14 protein-coding genes and 1 pseudogene are annotated in these 16,756 nt (G+C 64.4%); 11 read left to right on the top strand and 4 right to left on the bottom strand.

Annotation, left to right across the window (positions count from 1 at the left end; translation table 11 throughout):
* The first annotated feature begins 67 nt into the window (after positions 1-67).
* The 5 genes from AC0QUY_RS15330 (at position 68) to AC0QUY_RS15310 (ending at position 4,690) form a co-directional block, all read left to right on the top strand.
* Positions 68-1,900, top strand: a complete 1,833-nt coding sequence (locus tag AC0QUY_RS15330) for a dipeptide ABC transporter ATP-binding protein (protein ID WP_475387442.1) — start codon at positions 68-70, stop codon at positions 1,898-1,900.
* A 70-nt stretch (positions 1,901-1,970) separates the two neighbouring features.
* Complete coding sequence (locus AC0QUY_RS15325) at positions 1,971-2,153, top strand: DUF4089 domain-containing protein (RefSeq protein WP_161850598.1); 183 nt, start codon at positions 1,971-1,973, stop codon at positions 2,151-2,153.
* Positions 2,154-2,160: 7 nt separating this feature from the next.
* Positions 2,161-3,558 (top strand): AtzE family amidohydrolase, encoded by a 1,398-nt coding sequence (locus tag AC0QUY_RS15320; protein ID WP_475387441.1) that lies wholly within the window; start codon positions 2,161-2,163, stop codon positions 3,556-3,558.
* Between the two features lie 2 nt (positions 3,559-3,560).
* Complete coding sequence (hpxZ, locus tag AC0QUY_RS15315; protein WP_475387440.1) at positions 3,561-3,953, top strand: oxalurate catabolism protein HpxZ; 393 nt, start codon at positions 3,561-3,563, stop codon at positions 3,951-3,953.
* A gap of 2 nt (positions 3,954-3,955) precedes the next feature.
* The gene (locus tag AC0QUY_RS15310; RefSeq protein WP_475387439.1) at positions 3,956-4,690 is read left to right on the top strand and encodes a GntR family transcriptional regulator; all 735 of its coding nucleotides are present in this window, start codon (positions 3,956-3,958) and stop codon (positions 4,688-4,690) included.
* A 91-nt stretch (positions 4,691-4,781) separates the two neighbouring features.
* Here the strand turns inward: AC0QUY_RS15310 and atzF are convergent, their stop codons facing one another.
* Both atzF and AC0QUY_RS15300 read right to left on the bottom strand, forming a co-directional pair.
* Entirely contained in the window at positions 4,782-6,590 is a 1,809-nt protein-coding gene (gene atzF, locus AC0QUY_RS15305; RefSeq protein ID WP_475387438.1) for an allophanate hydrolase, read from the bottom strand.
* A 209-nt stretch (positions 6,591-6,799) separates the two neighbouring features.
* The gene (locus AC0QUY_RS15300; RefSeq protein WP_475387437.1) at positions 6,800-7,228 is read right to left on the bottom strand and encodes a MarR family winged helix-turn-helix transcriptional regulator; all 429 of its coding nucleotides are present in this window, start codon (positions 7,226-7,228) and stop codon (positions 6,800-6,802) included.
* Positions 7,229-7,461: 233 nt separating this feature from the next.
* On the opposite strand from AC0QUY_RS15300, the gene AC0QUY_RS15295 reads away from it, so the two are divergent.
* Positions 7,462-9,324 (top strand): feruloyl-CoA synthase, encoded by a 1,863-nt coding sequence (locus AC0QUY_RS15295; protein WP_475387436.1) that lies wholly within the window; start codon positions 7,462-7,464, stop codon positions 9,322-9,324.
* 15 nt (positions 9,325-9,339) lie between these two features.
* Here the strand turns inward: AC0QUY_RS15295 and AC0QUY_RS15290 are convergent, their stop codons facing one another.
* A complete protein-coding gene (locus tag AC0QUY_RS15290) occupies positions 9,340-9,855 on the bottom strand; it encodes a MarR family winged helix-turn-helix transcriptional regulator (protein ID WP_475387435.1) in 516 nt (171 codons plus the stop codon).
* A gap of 112 nt (positions 9,856-9,967) precedes the next feature.
* Here AC0QUY_RS15290 and AC0QUY_RS15285 point away from each other — a divergent pair, with 112 nt between their 5' ends.
* Entirely contained in the window at positions 9,968-11,179 is a 1,212-nt protein-coding gene (locus AC0QUY_RS15285) for an ABC transporter substrate-binding protein (RefSeq protein ID WP_475387434.1), read from the top strand.
* A 241-nt stretch (positions 11,180-11,420) separates the two neighbouring features.
* Here the strand turns inward: AC0QUY_RS15285 and AC0QUY_RS15280 are convergent, their stop codons facing one another.
* On the bottom strand, positions 11,421-11,951 hold the full coding sequence (locus AC0QUY_RS15280) for a MarR family winged helix-turn-helix transcriptional regulator (RefSeq protein WP_475387433.1): 531 nt from the start codon (positions 11,949-11,951) through the stop codon (positions 11,421-11,423).
* A gap of 80 nt (positions 11,952-12,031) precedes the next feature.
* Between AC0QUY_RS15280 and AC0QUY_RS15275 the strand changes: the two genes are divergently transcribed.
* The 4 genes and pseudogenes from AC0QUY_RS15275 to AC0QUY_RS15260 all read left to right on the top strand — a co-directional run bounded on the left by AC0QUY_RS15275 (position 12,032) and on the right by AC0QUY_RS15260 (position 16,755).
* Entirely contained in the window at positions 12,032-13,267 is a 1,236-nt protein-coding gene (locus AC0QUY_RS15275; RefSeq protein WP_475387432.1) for a cytochrome P450, read from the top strand.
* 10 nt (positions 13,268-13,277) lie between these two features.
* Positions 13,278-13,535, top strand: a pseudogene (locus tag AC0QUY_RS15270) (2Fe-2S iron-sulfur cluster-binding protein); the annotation flags it as partial.
* Positions 13,536-13,688: 153 nt separating this feature from the next.
* The gene (locus AC0QUY_RS15265; protein ID WP_475387538.1) at positions 13,689-14,903 is read left to right on the top strand and encodes an ABC transporter substrate-binding protein; all 1,215 of its coding nucleotides are present in this window, start codon (positions 13,689-13,691) and stop codon (positions 14,901-14,903) included.
* A gap of 175 nt (positions 14,904-15,078) precedes the next feature.
* Positions 15,079-16,755, top strand: coding sequence for a tannase/feruloyl esterase family alpha/beta hydrolase (locus AC0QUY_RS15260; protein ID WP_475387431.1), 1,677 nt, complete (start codon positions 15,079-15,081; stop codon positions 16,753-16,755).
* Position 16,756: the final 1 nt, after the last annotated feature.

The raw sequence follows: 16,756 nt of genomic DNA, 5'->3' as shown, positions 1-16,756 counted from the left end.
ATGCGACAGGAGTGCTGACCGTCCTACTGTGCATGGGGTTGTTTTCGAGATTTTTGCGGAGGTCATCATGACGGCCCAGCCTCTTCTCGACGTCCACGACCTCACCGTTGAATTCACCACCCGGCGCGGCATCGTCAAGGCGGTGCAGCACGTCAACATTTCCGTCGCCAAGGGCGAGACGCTCGGCATCGTCGGCGAATCCGGCTCCGGCAAGTCGGTCACATCCTATGCCGTGATGCGGATTCTCGACCGCGCCGGCAAAATCGCCGAGGGTTCGGTGATGTTCTCCGGCATCGACGTCAAGGCCGCGAGCGAAAACGAGATGCGCGATTTGCGCGGCCGCGAAATCTCGATGATCTTCCAGAATCCGCGCGCGGCGCTCAATCCGATCCGGAAAGTGGGCGACCAGATCGAGGATGTGCTGCGCCAGCACGTGCAGAGCGCGGGCAGCGACCGCGGCGAGAAAGCGATCGAGGCGCTGGAGCAGGTCAAGATCGCCCGTCCCCGCGAACGTTATCACGCCTATCCGTTCGAACTATCGGGCGGCATGTGCCAGCGCGTCGTGATCGCGCTGGCGCTGGCCTGCAATCCGCAGCTTCTGATTGCGGACGAGCCGACGACGGGACTAGACGTCACCACGCAGAAGGCGGTGATGGATCTGATCGTGGAGCTTACAAAACGCCGGCACATGTCGACGATTCTGATCACCCACGATCTCGGCCTCGCCGCCGCCTATTGCGACCGGGTGGTGGTGATGGAAAAGGGCCGGGTGGTGGAGACGGCGAGGTCGGCGGATATTTTTGCCAAGCCCGAGCACGCCTACACGAAAAAGCTGATGCGCGCGACGCCACGGATCGGGGTGTCGCTGCGCGATCTGCTGCCGGAGGATGAGGCTGCGGCGCTTTCTTTAGCCTCGCCCCGCGCGCGGGGAGAGGCCGACGCGCAAAGCGCGGCGGGTGAGGGGCTCTCTCCACGAGTCGCGCTTGCGGAAACAGCCCCTCACCCCGACCCTCTAAGAGCGAGCTCCGCTCGTCTCGACCCCGCAGGCGGCGAGAGGGAGAAGCCGCCGCTCCTCCTCGTCGAAAAGCTCGTCAAGGAGTATCCGCGCCAGGGCGCGAGCGCGGTGCTCTCAAAATTGTTCTCCCGCAAGCCGCCGGTGCAGGCGGAAATATTCCGCGCCGTCGACGGCATCAGCTTTACGGTCGGTCATGGCGAGAGCGTAGGTCTCGTCGGCGAATCCGGCTGCGGCAAATCGACCACCTCGATGATGGTGATGCGGCTTCTCGACCAGACCTCCGGCCGCATCGTGTTCGACGGCGAAGAGATCGGCGCCATCATGCCGCAAGCCTTTGCGCGACTGCCGCTGCGCAAGAGCATCCAGATGGTGTTCCAGGACCCGACCGACAGCCTCAACCCGCGCTTCACCGCGGCGCGGGCGATAGCCGATCCCATTATGCAGCTTGGCGACATCAGGGGACGCGACGCGCTGCGCGCCCGCTGCGAGGAACTCGCCGGCCTGGTCGGTCTTCCCGTCAACCTGCTCGATCGTTTCCCGCACCAATTATCCGGCGGCCAGAAGGCCCGCGTCGGCATCGCGCGAGCGATTGCGCTGCATCCCAAACTTGTGATCCTCGACGAGCCGACAGCGGCGCTCGATGTTTCCGTGCAGGCCGTCGTGCTCAATCTGCTGCAGGATCTCAAGCAATCCATGGGCATGAGCTATTTATTCGTGTCGCATGATCTGAATGTGGTGCGTTTGCTATGCGATCGTGTCATCGTGATGCGTGCGGGACGAATCGTCGAGCAGGGCTCGTCCGAACGCGTGCTCGGCGATCCCAAGGATGCCTACACCAAGGAATTGCTGACGGCGATCCCGCATCCGCCGTTGCCGGTTCACTAGACAGCATGATCCGGAAAAGTGGACACCGGTTTTCCGAATAGATCATGCCAAGTAAGAGAGTGCGAGCGAAATGGCTGCCGAACCCCTGGACGATTACATCAATGCCGTTGCGAAAGCGCTGGCGCTGCCGGTCGAAGAGACCTGGCGGCCGGCGGTGCGCGCCAATCTCGAAGTGTCGCTGAGACTGGCGCGGCTGGTCGACGAATTCCCGCTGCCTGATGAAACCGAGCCGGCCAGTGTCTACACCGCCTGATAGCGCCATGACCGCAAACACTGACGGGCTGTCGGCCCAACAAATCGCGCAGGCCGTAACGGACGGCAAGCTTTCCGCGCTCGATGCGACCGAGGCGGCGCTGGCGCGGATCGCCAAACATGATTCCGTGCTGAATTCGTTCACGGACGTCACGGCCGAGCGTGCGCGCGCAAAAGCCCGCGCGGTCGATGCCGCCATCGCCGCTGGCCAAAAAGTCGGGCCGCTGGCTGGTGTGCCGTTCGCGGTGAAGAACCTGTTCGACGTGAAAGGTCTTGCCACCCGCGCCGGATCGAAGATCAACCGCGATCTTGCACCCTCGACGCGCGATGCCACCCTGATTGAACGCATGGAGGCGCAGGGTGCTGTGCTGGTTGGCGCACTCAACATGGGTGAATACGCCTATGATTTCACCGGCGAGAACGTGCATGACGGCCCGTCGCGCAATCCGCATGATCCGACGCGGATGACCGGCGGTTCCTCCGGCGGCTCGGGCAGCGCGGTCGGCGGCGGCCTCGTTCCGATCGCCCTGGGGTCGGATACCAACGGCTCGATCCGCGTGCCGTCATCGTTCTGCGGCATCTTCGGCCTGAAGCCGACTTACGGCCGGCTGTCACGCGCCCGCTCGTTTCCCTTTGTCGCCAGCTTGGATCATCTCGGCCCGTTGGCGCGCAGCGTCGGCGATCTCGCGCTGGCCTATGACGCGATGCAGGGAGCGGATGCCGACGATGCGGCATGCACGACGCGGCCGGTCGAGCCGGTAACGCCGCTGCTGGCCCAGGGCATCGACGGCCTGCGGGTAGCGTTGGCCGGCGGATACTTTCAGAAGAACGTCTTTCCGGAAGCCATCGAGGCCGTGGCGCGCGTCGCCAAGGCCCTGAACGCGACGCAAACGGTTGAAATTCCCGAAGCCGCGCGCGCCCGCGCCGCGGCTTACGTGATCACCACCACCGAGGGAGCTTCGTTGCATCTCGACCGGTTGCGCAAGCGGCCGAACGATTTCGATCCGGCGGTGCGCGACCGCCTGATCGCGGGCGCGATGGTGCCGGCGCCCCTGGTCGACCGCGCGCAAAAATTCCGCCGCTGGTATCGTGCAAAAGTGCTGGAGCTGTTCAAGTCGGTGGATGTGATCATTGCGCCGGCCACGCCCTGCATCGCGCCGAAGCTTGGGCAGGTGAACTTCGAGCTCGATGGCGTCGAACTGCCGGTGCGCGCCAATATTGGCATCCATACCCAGCCGATTTCGTTCATCGGCCTGCCCGTGGTCGCGGTGCCAATCCCGCTGGTGCCGATGCCGATTGGCGTGCAGATCATCGCCGCTCCCTGGCGAGAAGATATCGCGCTGCGCGTTGCGCAGGCGCTGGAGCGCGCCGGCGTCGCCACCGCGCCGATCCCGAGAGGATTGTAACGATGGACATCGATCTTCCCGACGTGCTGGCCGAGGTGACCGCGCAGTTCCAGCGCTATGAAAAGGCTTTGGTGTCGAACGACGTGGCGGTGCTCGACGAACTGTTCCGCAACGATTCCCGCACGCTGCGCTATGGCATCGGCGAAAATCTTTACGGCTACGATGCCATCATGGCGTTCCGCGCCGCGCGCTCGCCGGTCGGGTTGATGCGGCGGACCGACAAGACCGTGATCACGACCTATGGCCGCGATACCGCGGTCGCCTCGACGCTGTTCTACCGCGAAAGCACGCCGGGCAAAGTGGGGCGGCAAATGCAGACCTGGATACGGTTTTCCGACGGGTGGAAGATCGTCGCGGCGCATGTCAGCGTCATCGACGAGCCGAAGGGGCAATAGCGATGAGCCTTGATGATCTTCCGGCACGTGGACCGCAGGCGGCCGCCCAGCCGGAGACAGCGGTCCGCCGCGTCGATCGGCCCTCGCCGTTGCGGGACAAAACTACCCGCGCGGAAGAACTGCGGCTGCAACTCGCCGACGAGATCGTGCGCGGCGTGCTGCCGCCGGGATCGGCGCTCGACGAGACCGACATCGCGCGGCGCTTTTCGGTGTCGCGCACGCCGGTGCGCGAGGCGCTGCGGCAATTGGTGGCGAGCGGCCTGGTCGAGGCGCGCGCCCATCGCGGCGCCGTGGTGGCGCAGCCGTCGCTCGACCGTCTGACCGAAATGTTCGAGGCGATGGCGGAGCTGGAAGCACTGTGCGCGGGGCTGGCCGCCGAACGGATGCCGCCGGGGGAGCGCCAGAAGCTGGAAGCGATCCATGAGGAATTGCGCGTGCTTAGCCACGCCGGCAATCCCGAGCGCTTTCACGCGGTCAACGAGCGCTTCCACAACGCGATCTATGCCGGCTCGCAGAACGGCTACATCGCCGAGATGACGCTGGCGACCCGGGTGCGGGTGCAGCCGTTTCGCCGCGCCCAGTTCCGCAATCTCGGGCGTCTGGCAAAATCGCACGCCGAGCACGACCGCGTCGTCGTCGCGATCATGCGCGGCGACAAGGCGGGCGCTGCGGCCGCGATGCGGGCGCACATCGAGTTGGTGCGCGGGGAGTATGAGATTTACGCGGTGTCGGTGTAGGCCTCCGTCATTGCGAGGAGCGAAGCGACGAAGCAATCCATCTTTCCGCGGTGTGGAGAGATGGATTGCTTCGCTTCGCTCGCAATGACGGCTAAACCGCCGCCTTGTCAGCCATGAACGCGCGCCAGCCGCCGTAAGCGGAAATATCACGCGCGCCGTCGATCGCCACGGGCTCCACCACAAAACCCTTCACGCCCCTGCCGTCGGCCAGCCGTATCGTGCCGATCCCGAGCGGCGGCTGAATCGCGGCGACGAATTTGCCGAAGGCTGCCGCCGACAATGCCCATAGCTCCAGCTTGATCGAATGTCCCTCGCCCGCATCCACGCGCAGCATGCCGGGCTTCGGCGGCACCGTGTCGAGCGCATAGAGCTTGTAGTCCGGCGCGGTCGCGGTCGCCTCGAGCAGGCGGGCGCCGAGCGCCTGCAGTTCGCCGTTGAGCGCCATGCCCGAGAGATGCGCGCCGACCACGGCGATGGTGATCTCGTCACCACTCGCACTAGCCGGCAATGCGGCGAGCGCGGGCTGCGTCACGCCCCTGGCGCCCATCGTCAGTTTTGTATCGGCGTGAAACACCCGCCCGATGCTGGCAAGCTGCGCGTCGCGCCCGGCAGGCGCCAGCAGCGTGATGCCGAACGGAATGCCGTCGCCCCGCATCGCGGCCGGCAGTGCAAGGCCGCTGAGGTCGAGCAAATTCACAAAATTGGTGTAGGTACCGAGCCGGCTGTTGAGCTCGACCGGGTTGGCCAGCACCTGCGCGGTCGAATAGGCGGTCGGCGCCGTCGGCAGCACCATCGCGTCGAAATGGGCAAACGTTCGTTCGGCCGCGCGCCGCAGCGCCTGCAGGCGATAGAGCGAAGCAAACGTGTCGGCGGCGGTCAGCCGCGCCCCGGCCGCCGTGATCTCGCGTGTCACCGGATGAATGGCGTCGGGTGACGAGGCCAGCAGATCGCGGATCACGAGATAACGCTCGGCGACCCAGGGGCCCTCATACAGCAGCCGTGCGGTCTCATAAAACGGTTCGAGGTCGAATTCGACCAGCGTGGTGCCGAGTTGTGTCCAGCGCTTGAGCGCCTCGTTATAGGCTTTCTCGGCGGCGCGGTCGCCGAAGAAGATCAATTGGCCGTTGCGCGGCACCCCGAGCCGGAGCGTGCCTGGAAATGCCGACATCGGCGCAAGCGGCCGGTCGCGCGAGAACGGATCGGCGCCGTCAGGTCCGACCATCGCCGAAAGAGCGGTCATGGCATCGTCGACCGTGAGCGAGAATACCGAAATACAGTCCAGCGTGCGGCACGCCGGCACCAGTCCGGCATTGGAGATCAGCCCGAGGCTCGGCTTCAGGCCAACGATGTTGTTGAGCATCGCCGGCACCCGGCCGCTGCCCGCGGTGTCGGTGCCGAGCGCCAGCGGCACGAGGCCGGCGGACACCGCCACCGCCGAGCCCGAACTCGATCCGCCCGGAACGAGATCGGCGCGGATCGGATTGACGGGAATGCCGTAGGGCGAGCGGACACCGACGAGACCGGTCGCGAACTGATCGAGATTGGTCTTGCCGATGACGATGGCGCCGGCCGCGCGCAGCTTTGCCACCGCCGTCGAATCCTGCGCCGGCGAATAGGAGAAGGCCGGGCAGGCGGCCGTGGTCGCTAAGCCCAGCGCATCGATATTGTCCTTCACCGCGACGGGGACGCCGAACAGCGGTAGCGCTGCGGCGTCCTTGCCCGCCAGCGACTCGGCCTCCTTGAGCGCATCCTGCTCGTCGCGCAGGCTGATGAAAACGGCGGGATCGTTATGGGCGCGGATGCGCTGATAGGAGCGGGCAATGGTTTGCGCTGGGGTCATGGCGCCGGCGCGATGCGCGGCGACGATGTCGGCAATGGTTTCAGGCGTGTCGGACCCCATGGCGAGCAAAACTCCAGCGAGCAATAGTTACCGGGAGTGAAGCAAGCGATGTGCCATTGTGTACAATGGCTCCGTCAAGTCGATCCTGAAGGATAGATACGTAGTATCAGACGCTTATTATGTAGTTGGGCTCACTCGGCGAGCATGGCTGAAGTGGTGCATGCTTAAAATTTAGGCGAATGCGGCCTTGGTCGAGGCGCTGGCCGCGATCACGTGAACGCAGACAGAATCTGCAGCAGTCGCTCCCGGTTCTCCTTGCCGATCTTCTCGGCCACATGGCGCTCGTGCTCTGCGGCGAGCCGTTTGAATTGCGTCAGCGCCGTCCGGCCCCGCGCGGTCAGGTGCAGCGCGTGGGAGCGCCGGTCGGTGGCCGATTTGATCCGGCTGACGAGATCGCGATGTTCGAGGCTGTCCAGCAGGTGCACCAGCCGGGCCCGCTCGATCCCGAGCCGTTTTGCCACCGCCATCTGGCTCAGGCCCGGGTTGGCGCCGATCACCGTCATCACCGAATACTGCGTCGGGCGGATGTCGACAGCGCCGAGCGTGCGAATGAAGTCCTGAAAAATCCAGATCTGGAAGCGGCGCACCGCATAGCCGGCGTGACCGGCCAGCGCGTCGAGGCCGATCTCGCCATTCATGAGATCGTTGTGCGCGCTGCCGTTTCCATTTCGCGTGCGGCCGGGATGCGGCCCGATACCGGCGCGCGGCTTGGCAGTTCGTGACTTGGCAATTCTGGGTGCCTGACTGTTCCTCGCCATCCTTCCCTTTTAGCGCTTCGCGAGTTCAAGGGGAAGATTGTTGTTGACGACAACAATTGTTGTGCTCAACATTAGCGTCAAGCCAGCCCGTTCGAGGCTGCAGGAGGAAGCCCATGACCATCGCCGCCAACAGCGGTGCCGATTCCCAGAAGCTTTTCGCGACGCCCGCGATCGCCAGCGATCGCCGGGCCGATGGCAGCATCATCCTGAAATCCACGACGCCGCTGCGGGACAGCGCGCGTTGCATCGGTGACTGGCTGGAGCATTGGGCGCGGCAGGCGCCAGACCGGATTTTTCTTGCCGACCGCACCAGCCCCGATGCGCCCTGGACGACGGTCACCTACAAGGATGCCCTGAAGCAGGTGCGCTCCGCCGCTGCGTGGATTCTCGCGCAAGGCCTGAGCGCCGAGCGTCCGCTGGTGATCCTGTCCGACAACAGTGTTGAGCATGGGCTGTTTGCACTTGCGGCCCAGCATGTCGGCGTGCCCTCGGCCGCGATCTCGCCGGCCTATTCGTTGATGTCCCGAGATTTCGACAAGCTCAAGAGCATGATCACGCTGCTCGGGCCGGGCGCGATCTATGTATTCGCGACAAAACCTTTCGCGGCGGCGCTGGCTGCGATCGCGCCGCTGCATTCGGCCACCGTCGTCAGTGGCAGTGCAGACGATGATAACGCGATCTCCTTCCGCGCCATCGCGGCAACGCCGGAGACGCCCGATGTCGAAAAGGCCTTTGCCGCGATTACGCCGGATACGATTGCAAAGTTCCTGTTCACCTCGGGCTCGACCGGCACGCCGAAGGCCGTGATCAACACCCAGCGCATGCTGACCTCGAGCCAGCAGGCCAAGGCGCAAACCTGGACTTTCCTTGAGAATAGCGGCGAGGATCTCGTTATCCTCGATTGGCTGCCCTGGAGCCATACCTTCGGCGCCAACCACAATTTCAACCTGGTGCTGCGCAACGGTGGCACGCTCTATGTCGACGGCGGCAAGCCGGCGCCCGGATTGTTTGCAACATCGCTCGCCAATCTGCGCAGCGTGATGCCGACGGTTTATTTCAACGTTCCGCGCGGTTTCGACATGCTGATCGCGGCGCTGCGAGGCGACGAGGCGTTGCGGACGAAATTCTTCAGCGAGGTGAAGTTCGCCTTCTATGCCGGCGCTGCCTTGCCGCAGAATCTCTGGGATGCGCTGGAAGAGCTTTCGATCAAGACGGTCGGCCGCGCGCTGCCGATGGTGTCGGCCTGGGGTTCGACCGAGACCTCGCCGCTCGCCACCGATTGCCATTTCCAGGCAAAACGTTCCGGCAATATCGGCGTGCCGATTCCCGGCACCGAGCTGAAGCTGGTGCCCTCGGGCGACAAGCTTGAGGTGCGGGTGCGCGGCCCGAACGTCACGCCCGGCTACTGGAAGGCGCCCGAACTGACCGCACAGGCGTTCGATGCGGAGGGCTTCTATCTGATCGGCGACGCCGTGACTTTTGCCGATCCGGCGCGTCCCGAACTCGGATTGTTCTTCGACGGCCGTGTCGCCGAAGATTTCAAACTCGATTCCGGCACTTGGGTCAGCGTCGGCACCTTGCGCGTTGCGGGCATCGCAGCGCTGGCGCCGCTGGCGCAGGATATCGTGGTCACCGGCCACGGCGGCGACGAGGTTCGCTTCCTGGTATTCCCGAACATCGCAGCCTGCCGGGCGCATGCCGGGCTATCAGACAATGCCGATGTGAGGGACGTGATCGGCCACGACAAGGTTCGTACCGCCGTCGCACAGGGCCTTGCGAAGCTGAAGGCGCAGAGCGGCAACTCGTCAGGGCACGCGACGCGGGCGCTGCTGCTGGCTGAGCCGCCGTCGGTTGATGGCGGCGAAATCACCGACAAGGGCTACATCAACCAGCGCGCGGTGCTGACGCGGCGCGCAAGCGCGGTGGCAACGCTGGACGATGATACCTCGGCCGAATGGATCGGCTGTGCCGGTTGAGATGAGTTCGAGCCCTCAAAACCCGTTCTTGTGCGCGTCCACCAGCCGCACCAGCATCTGGAGAAAGGCGGATTGTTCTGATTTGCTGAGCGCGGAAAGCGTCTGCGCGTTAAAACTCTCGCCGAGCCGGCTGGCTTCGTCGGCGCGCCGCTCGCCCGCCGCGCTGAGGCTGAGCTCGACCGCCCGCCGGTCCCGCGCCGACCGCTTGCGCTTGAGAACTCCGGTCTCCTCCATCCGCGACAGGATCTTCACGAGGTTGGGCAATTGCATTTTCAGCACGGCGGCAAGCTCGCTCTGCGTCACCGTCTTGTTGTCGCGGACGGCGACGAGAATGGCGTATTCGAGCGGCGAAAGCTTTAGCGATTCGAAATAGGGGTAAAACGCCTCGAAATTCTGCAACTGCAGAATGCGGATCATGAAACCGGGGGTGCGCTGCAGCGCGGTCAGATCGAGTTCGCGCCCCGGGTCCGGTTCAGCCGGCCTGGCTCCCCCGTTGGTCTTGCGCGTCGAAACTTTTCCGATTCTCGCCATAGGCAATAGCTCGCACGGCATTACGTGAATTGACAATCCTCAAAATGCTTATAAGTTATAAGCAATTTAGAAGTGGTCGCGAAGGCCGCCTTTTCCGCACAGGAGGGAATGCATGCGACAGTTTTTTCGCGAAGGGATATTCGTTGCCGCGCTCGGCGCACTGCTCGTCAGTCCGGCACACGGCCAGGAACGCGTCCGCATCGGCGTGCTCAACGACCAGTCGGGCGTGTTCTCGACCTATCAGGGCATAGGCTCGGTAATCGCCGCGCAGATGGCGGTGGAGGACTATGGCGGCAAGGCTGCCGGCAAGCCGGTCGACGTCATTACCGCCGATCACCAGAACAAGACCGACGTCGGCGTCGGCATCGCGCGGCGCTGGTACGACACCGAGAGCATCGACGCCATCTTCGACCTGCCGAACTCGGCGATTGCGCTGGCGGTCGCCGCCATGAGCGAGCAGAAGAACAAGGTCTTCATCGGCTCCGGCGCCGGCACCGCGCTGCTCACCGGCGAGAAGTGCACGCCGAATACCGTGCACTGGACCTACGATACCTACGCCTATGGCCGCGGCCTCGGCAAAGCCGTGGTAGCCCAGGGCGGCAAGAAATGGTTCTTCCTGACCGCCGACTACGCCTTCGGCCATGATCTGGAAAAGCAGGCCATGGAAGGCGTCAAGGCATCCGGCGGCGAAGTTCTCGGCGCCGTGCGCCATCCGCTCGGCACCGCCGATTACGCCTCGTTCCTGCTGCAGGCGCAGGCCTCGGGCGCCGATATCGTGGGTGTGGCGAATGCCGGCGACGACACCATCACTTCGATCAAGCAGGCGGCGGAGTTCGGGCTGACGCAGAAACAGCGGCTGGTCGGCTTGATCCTCGGCATGAACGGCATTCCCGCGCTCGGCCTGAAGGCCGCGCAGGGCGCGCAGATCATGAATCCGTTCTACTGGGATTTGAACGACGGCACGCGCGCCTTTGCCAAGCGCTTCGCCGAACGTCATCCGCAGAAGAATTATCCGAACGACATGCAGGCCGGCGTCTACGCATCCGTGCTGCATTACCTGAAAGCCGTCGACAAGGCCGGCGGCGCCGTGGATGGCAAGGCGGTGGTTGCGGCAATGAAGGCAATGCCGACCGAGGACCCGCTGTTCGGCAAGGGAACCATCCGCGCTGATGGACGCAAGATCCATCCGCTGTTTCTGCTCGAGGTGAAGAAGCCCGACGAGTCCACGTCGAAGTGGGATCTCTTGAAGGTCGTTGCAACCATTCCCGGCGATCAAGCGTTTCGGCCTGAGAGCGAAGGCAACTGCCCGCTGGTCAAGAGATGATCTGACCGACGGCGGCCGGCAGGAGCCGGCCGCCGCCTAAAAATCGACCGTCGAGGCTTGTCGTATATGTTGCCAAGGCAACTAATTTGTGCGACCGTGTTTTCACAATGCGGCCGACCGCAGAGCACAGAGTGCCGGGCCGCACAGGGAGAAACGGATGTTCGGGCGTGTCGGATCGTCTCGACGCAATGCGATGTCGCGTATGCAGTGGGGTGGTCGCGGCGTGGCTAATACGCGCCGTTCAGCTCCGCGTATCGACTTCGCCGGCGCCTTTCACGGCGTCGAGATTGCCGTGCACCCGCAGCAGCAGCGCGATCAGGGTCTCGCGCTCCGGTTTGCTCAGGCAGGAAAGCAGGCGGCGCTCACGTTCGAGCGCGACTGCGATGACTTGATCGTGGGTGGTATATCCCTTCGCGGTCAGCGAGATCGAATGGGTGCGCCCGTCTTCCCGGTCGGCCCGGATGCTGACCAGCCCACGCTCCTCCATGCCGGCCAGGGTCCGGCTGACCGGCCCCTTGTCGAAACCGATGACATGGCAGATCCGCGCCGCCGAAATTTCCGGCTCGATCGCCAGCAGCGACAGGATGCGCCATTCCGTGACGTTGACCCCAAAGCGCTTCTGATAGACCACGGTCGCACTGCGCGACAATTTGTTGGCAATGAAGGTGATGAGCGCCGGAACGTAGCGGTCGAGGTCGAGCACCTGTTCGGCCCGTCCGCTCCTGCTTACCGCGCCCGCGCGAGGGACGCGCGCCTGTCTGTTCCTGCTCATGCTCTTCCGAAGCCGCTTCAGCGTTCCAGACATAGAGACAGCGCATACCGCTCTGCAAGAACATTATGCAGGAGACCCACATGAGCGCGACCTCCCGGACCGGATCTGTCACCCCGGAACGTGGTGCGCCGGCCGGCGTGCCCCATCTCGATGTGGACCCGTTTTCGACCGAGTTCTTCGAGGATCCACACCCGATCCACGAAGCGCTGCGTGAGGCCGGGCCGGTGGTGTGGCTCGACAAATGGGGCGTCTATGGCGTGGCGCGCTACGCGGAAGTGCACGCCGTCCTCAACGATCCCATGACCTTCTGTTCCAGCCGTGGCGTGGGCCTCAGCGATTTCGCCAAGGAAAAGGCCTGGCGCCCGCAAAGCATCATTCTCGAGGCGGATCCCCCGGCGCATACGCGTACCCGCGCCGTGCTGAACCAGGTCCTGTCGGCGACCGCGATGAAGCCGCTGCGCAGCCATTTCACCGCGCTGGCCGAAGCCAAGGCCGACGAATTGCTGGCGCGCGGAAGCTTTGATGCGATCACCGATCTTGCGGAAGCCTATCCATTGTCGGTTTTCCCGGACGCGTTGGGACTAAAGCAGGAGGGGCGGGAGAACCTGCTGCCCTATGCGAGCCTCGTGTTCAACGCCTTCGGGCCGCCCAACCAGCTGCGTCAGGAAGCAATCGAGCGCTCGGCGCCGCATCAGGCCTATGTCGCCGAACAATGCCAACGCGAAAATCTCGCCCCCGGCGGCCTCGGCGCCTGCATTCACGCCCGCGCCGATGCCGGTGACATCACCCATGAGGAAGCGCCTTTATTGGTGCGCTCGCTGTTGTCGGCGGGACTCGATACCACCGTCTACGGTATTGGCGCCGCCGTTTATTGCCTGGCGCGCTTTCCCGATCAACTGGCAAAGCTGCGCAGCGATCCGACGCTGGCGCGCAACGCTTTCGAGGAGGCAATCCGCTTCGAAAGCCCGGTGCAGATCTTCTTCCGCACCACGACGCGGGAGGTCGAACTATCGGGCCAGCGCATCGGGGAAGGCGAGAAGGTCCTGATGTTCCTCGGCGCCGCCAACCGCGATCCGCGGCGCTGGGAAAACCCTGACCGTTACGACATCACTCGCCGCACTTCGGGCCATGTCGGCTTTGGCTCCGGCATTCACATGTGCGTCGGCCAGCTTGTCGCGCGCCTCGAAGGTGAGGTGATGCTGGCGGCGATTGCCCGCAAGGTTGGAAAGATCGAGATATCAGGGCCAGTGAAGCGCCGCTACAACAACACGCTGCGCGGCCTCGAAAGTCTCCCGATCACGATTTCTCCGGCCTGACGGACCGCCCATGCCCAGCATCACGTTTGTTCACCCGGACGGCCGCGCGCAACGTATCGAGGCCAGCGATGGCGAAAGCGCCATGCAGGCCGCGACGCGCCAGGACGTCAGTGGAATTCTGGCCGAATGCGGCGGCAATGCCATGTGCGCCACCTGCCATGTCTATGTCGACGAGGTCTGGCTCGCCCGCCTGCCGGCGATGGGTGACGACGAGGACGCGCTGCTGGACGGCGCCGCCGCCGAACGGCAGGCCAACAGCCGCCTGTCCTGCCAGATCAAGTTTGCTGCGGACCTTGACGGCCGCTGCTGCGCCTGCCGGACCGCCAGACGTGATGGCGTGACCGGCGGCCACCGCCTGCATCGAATTTTGAACCCGGCGAAGTTCGGGAACATCAGAGATCAGATACAGAGGGAGAGAACGATGAGGGCTTTCAGGTTCGGTCTGGCGTTTGCCTTGTCTTGCGCGCTTGCGCCGACGGCACGCGCGGAAATTTCCGACAACGTCGTGCGTGTCGGCGTGCTCAACGACATTTCCGGCATCTTCCAGGACACCAACGGCATGGGCTCGGTGGAAGCCGCGCGCATGGCGGCGGAAGATTTCAATGGCGGAGGCAAGGGGATCAAGGTCGAGATCGTCTATGCCGATCACCAGAACAAGGCCGACGTCGGCTCCGCCATCGTGCGCAAATGGCTTGACGTCGACGGCGTCGATGCCGTGGTCGACGTGCCGAATTCCGCCGTCGGTCTCACCATCAATTCGCTCTTGCGCGACAGCCGCATGACGTTTCTCGCATCGTCGACCGCGAGTTCCGACCTGACCGGCAAGGCCTGCTCGCCGAATACCATCCAGTGGGTCAACGATGCCTGGGCTACCGGCAACTCCACCGCGGCGGCGATGATGGCGCGCGGCGGCAAGGAATGGTACTTCATCACGGTGAACTTTGCCCTCGGCCAGGGCATCGAGGCCGAAGCCACCAATTACATCGAGAAGCACGGCGGCAAGGTGCTGGGCTCGGCCAAGCACCCGCTCAACACGGCGGACTTCGCCTCGCTGTTGCTGCAGGCGCAGAATTCCAAGGCCAAGGTGATCGGGCTTGCCAATGCCGGTGGCGACACCGTCAATGCCGTGAAGCAGGCCGCCGAGTTCGGTCTCCAGCAGAGCGGGCAGACCATGGTGGCCTTCCTGCTCTTCATCAACGACGTCCACGGCATGGGGCTGAAAGTGGGGCAGGGCCTGCAATTGTTCGAGGCGTTTTACTGGGACATGGACGACGATACCCGCGCGTTTGCAAAGCGCTTCGCGGCGCGGCCGGGCGTGAACGGCAAGATGCCGAGCGGCAACCAGGCCGGCGTCTATGCCTCTACGCTCGCCTATCTCAATGCGGTGGCGGCCACCGGCAGCGATCACGCCAAGGACGCGGTGCCGCAGATGAAGAAGTTCAAGGGCAAGGACAAGCTGTTCGGCGACGTCACCATCCGCCAGGACGGCCGCGTCATTCACCCGATGTACCTGCTCGAGGTGAAGAAGCCTGAAGAATCGAAATATCCCTACGACTACTACAAGCTGGTCTCGACCATCCCCGCCGACCAGGCCTTCCGCCCGCTAGCCGAAGGTGGCTGCTCCTTGGTGAAGTGAAAGACGCTGCCCTCCCTCTCCCGCTTGCGGGGGAGGGCCGGGGTGGGGGTGTCTCCGCATAACGGATATCAGACGTCGACGCCGCTTGTTCTTATTTTGATTGACGTCGGCGCCACGCGAACCATTGTAAGCCCGACGGCCCGGAAAATGCGGCTGCAAGACGGTGGGGGAAATAATGCAACGTCCCAAGTTCGATGCGCGCGCGTGGGTGCCGCTGGCGTGCCTTGTCGCCGCGATCTCGCTCGTTAGCGCAGATGCGATGGCTGCAAAAATGACCGGCGATCCTGCGGCGACCTGCAGCGGCCTCATCCGACCCACCGATAATGCCGTCCGGATCGATTCCGCCTCCATGATCGCGCCTGCGCCACTCGCCGTCGCCGAACGAGGGCCAACCCCGGCGGCGCGCGTCACGCCAGCGAATCCGGAATTCTGCAAGGTGCTCGGCCAGATCGCGCCATCAGATCCCAATGCGCCGCCGATCAAATTCCAGGTCAATCTCCCGGTCGAGTGGAACGGCCGCTCGCTGCAGTACGGCGGCGGCGGCTTCAACGGCGTGCTGATTACCGGGCTCGCCTTGCCGCCCGCCTTTCCGTTCGGCGCGCCTTCGCCGCTGGCGCGCGGCTTCGTCACCTATGGCACGGATTCCGGCCATGAGACCAAGCCGGGCGAGCCGCCGCAATTATTCGCGCTCAACGACGAGGCGTTCGAGAATTTCGCCCATCGCTCCTACAAGCGCGTGCGCGATGCCGCCGTCGCGCTGATGGTGCGCGCCTACGGCAACCCGCCAACAAAACTGTACTTCATGGGATCGTCCGAAGGCGGCCGCGAGGCGCTGACGATGGCGCAGCGCTACCCTGAGGATTTTGACGGCATTTTTGCCCGCGTGCCCGTCATCAACTGGGTCGGGTTGCAGCATGCCGGAACGCGGTCGGGCCTCGCCACCATGGGCGAGGGTTGGATTCGCCCGGCGCAAGTCGAACTGGTGGCGAAGGCGGTGCTTGCTGCTTGCGACAAGGCCGACGGCGTCGAGGACTCTTTGGTTCTGGATCCGGTCGGCTGCAAGGCGAAATTCCAGCCGGAGTCGTTGCGCTGTGCGGAGGCCCAAAACGGCGACCATTGCCTGACCGACCCGCAGATCGCCGCGATCAAGACACTTCACTCGACCTACAAGTTCTCATTCCCGCTGGAGAACGGCCTTGACGACTATCCGGGCTGGGGCGTCTCGGGCGAAAACACGCCTGCCTTCGGTCCGACCGGCGGGTGGATTTCCTGGTGGCTCGGCAAGGCGGCCCCGGCGCAGCCGCCGCAGCCTGCCAACGGCATCGCCTGGATCTATGGCGCGGGCGGCATACGATATGTCTTCGCGCGCGACCCGAAGCTCGACGTCACGACCTACAAGCCCGAGGATCACAAGGAGCGTCTGCTGCAGGTGTCGCGGTTGATGGATTCGACCAATCCGGATCTAAGCCGCTTTGCGGCGCGCGGCGGCAAGCTGGTGATCCTGGAGAACATGGCCGACTATGCCCAGAGCCCCTACGCGGGGATCCGTTACTTCGAAAACGTGCAGCGTGCGCTTGGCCGCGAGAAGACCGCGGAATTCGCCCGCCTATACACGGCGCCCGGCGTCGATCACGTCGGCTCGGGCGCGCCCGCCAATGTCGACATGCTGGCGGTGCTGGTCGACTGGGTCGAGAACGGCAAGGCGCCCGGCGATCTCCAGGTGATCGAGCAGAAGGTCGAGGCGCCGGCGTTCGAGACGACGCGCGCGCTGCCCTTGTGCCAGTGGCCGGCATGGCCGCATTACAAATCGGGGCCGACAAGTAGCGCAGCCAGTTTTGCCTGCGCGCCGTGAA

The sequence above is a fragment of the Bradyrhizobium sp. WYCCWR15520 genome (assembly GCF_056174665.1).
This window is presented reverse-complemented; position numbering and strand designations above follow the sequence as displayed.

Bases quoted from the DNA above. Each gene is read 5' to 3' on its own strand.
- AC0QUY_RS15330 (WP_475387442.1), top strand. From the start codon at position 68: ATGACGGCCCAGCCTCTTCTCGACGTCCACGACCTCACCGTTGAATTC.
- AC0QUY_RS15325 (WP_161850598.1), top strand. From the start codon at position 1,971: ATGGCTGCCGAACCCCTGGACGATTACATCAATGCCGTTGCGAAAGCG.
- AC0QUY_RS15320 (WP_475387441.1), top strand. From the start codon at position 2,161: ATGACCGCAAACACTGACGGGCTGTCGGCCCAACAAATCGCGCAGGCC.
- hpxZ (WP_475387440.1), top strand. From the start codon at position 3,561: ATGGACATCGATCTTCCCGACGTGCTGGCCGAGGTGACCGCGCAGTTC.
- AC0QUY_RS15310 (WP_475387439.1), top strand. From the start codon at position 3,956: ATGAGCCTTGATGATCTTCCGGCACGTGGACCGCAGGCGGCCGCCCAG.
- atzF (WP_475387438.1), bottom strand. From the start codon at position 6,590: ATGGGGTCCGACACGCCTGAAACCATTGCCGACATCGTCGCCGCGCAT.
- AC0QUY_RS15300 (WP_475387437.1), bottom strand. From the start codon at position 7,228: ATGAATGGCGAGATCGGCCTCGACGCGCTGGCCGGTCACGCCGGCTAT.
- AC0QUY_RS15295 (WP_475387436.1), top strand. From the start codon at position 7,462: ATGACCATCGCCGCCAACAGCGGTGCCGATTCCCAGAAGCTTTTCGCG.
- AC0QUY_RS15290 (WP_475387435.1), bottom strand. From the start codon at position 9,855: ATGGCGAGAATCGGAAAAGTTTCGACGCGCAAGACCAACGGGGGAGCC.
- AC0QUY_RS15285 (WP_475387434.1), top strand. From the start codon at position 9,968: ATGCGACAGTTTTTTCGCGAAGGGATATTCGTTGCCGCGCTCGGCGCA.
- AC0QUY_RS15280 (WP_475387433.1), bottom strand. From the start codon at position 11,951: ATGAGCAGGAACAGACAGGCGCGCGTCCCTCGCGCGGGCGCGGTAAGC.
- AC0QUY_RS15275 (WP_475387432.1), top strand. From the start codon at position 12,032: ATGAGCGCGACCTCCCGGACCGGATCTGTCACCCCGGAACGTGGTGCG.
- AC0QUY_RS15265 (WP_475387538.1), top strand. From the start codon at position 13,689: ATGAGGGCTTTCAGGTTCGGTCTGGCGTTTGCCTTGTCTTGCGCGCTT.
- AC0QUY_RS15260 (WP_475387431.1), top strand. From the start codon at position 15,079: ATGCAACGTCCCAAGTTCGATGCGCGCGCGTGGGTGCCGCTGGCGTGC.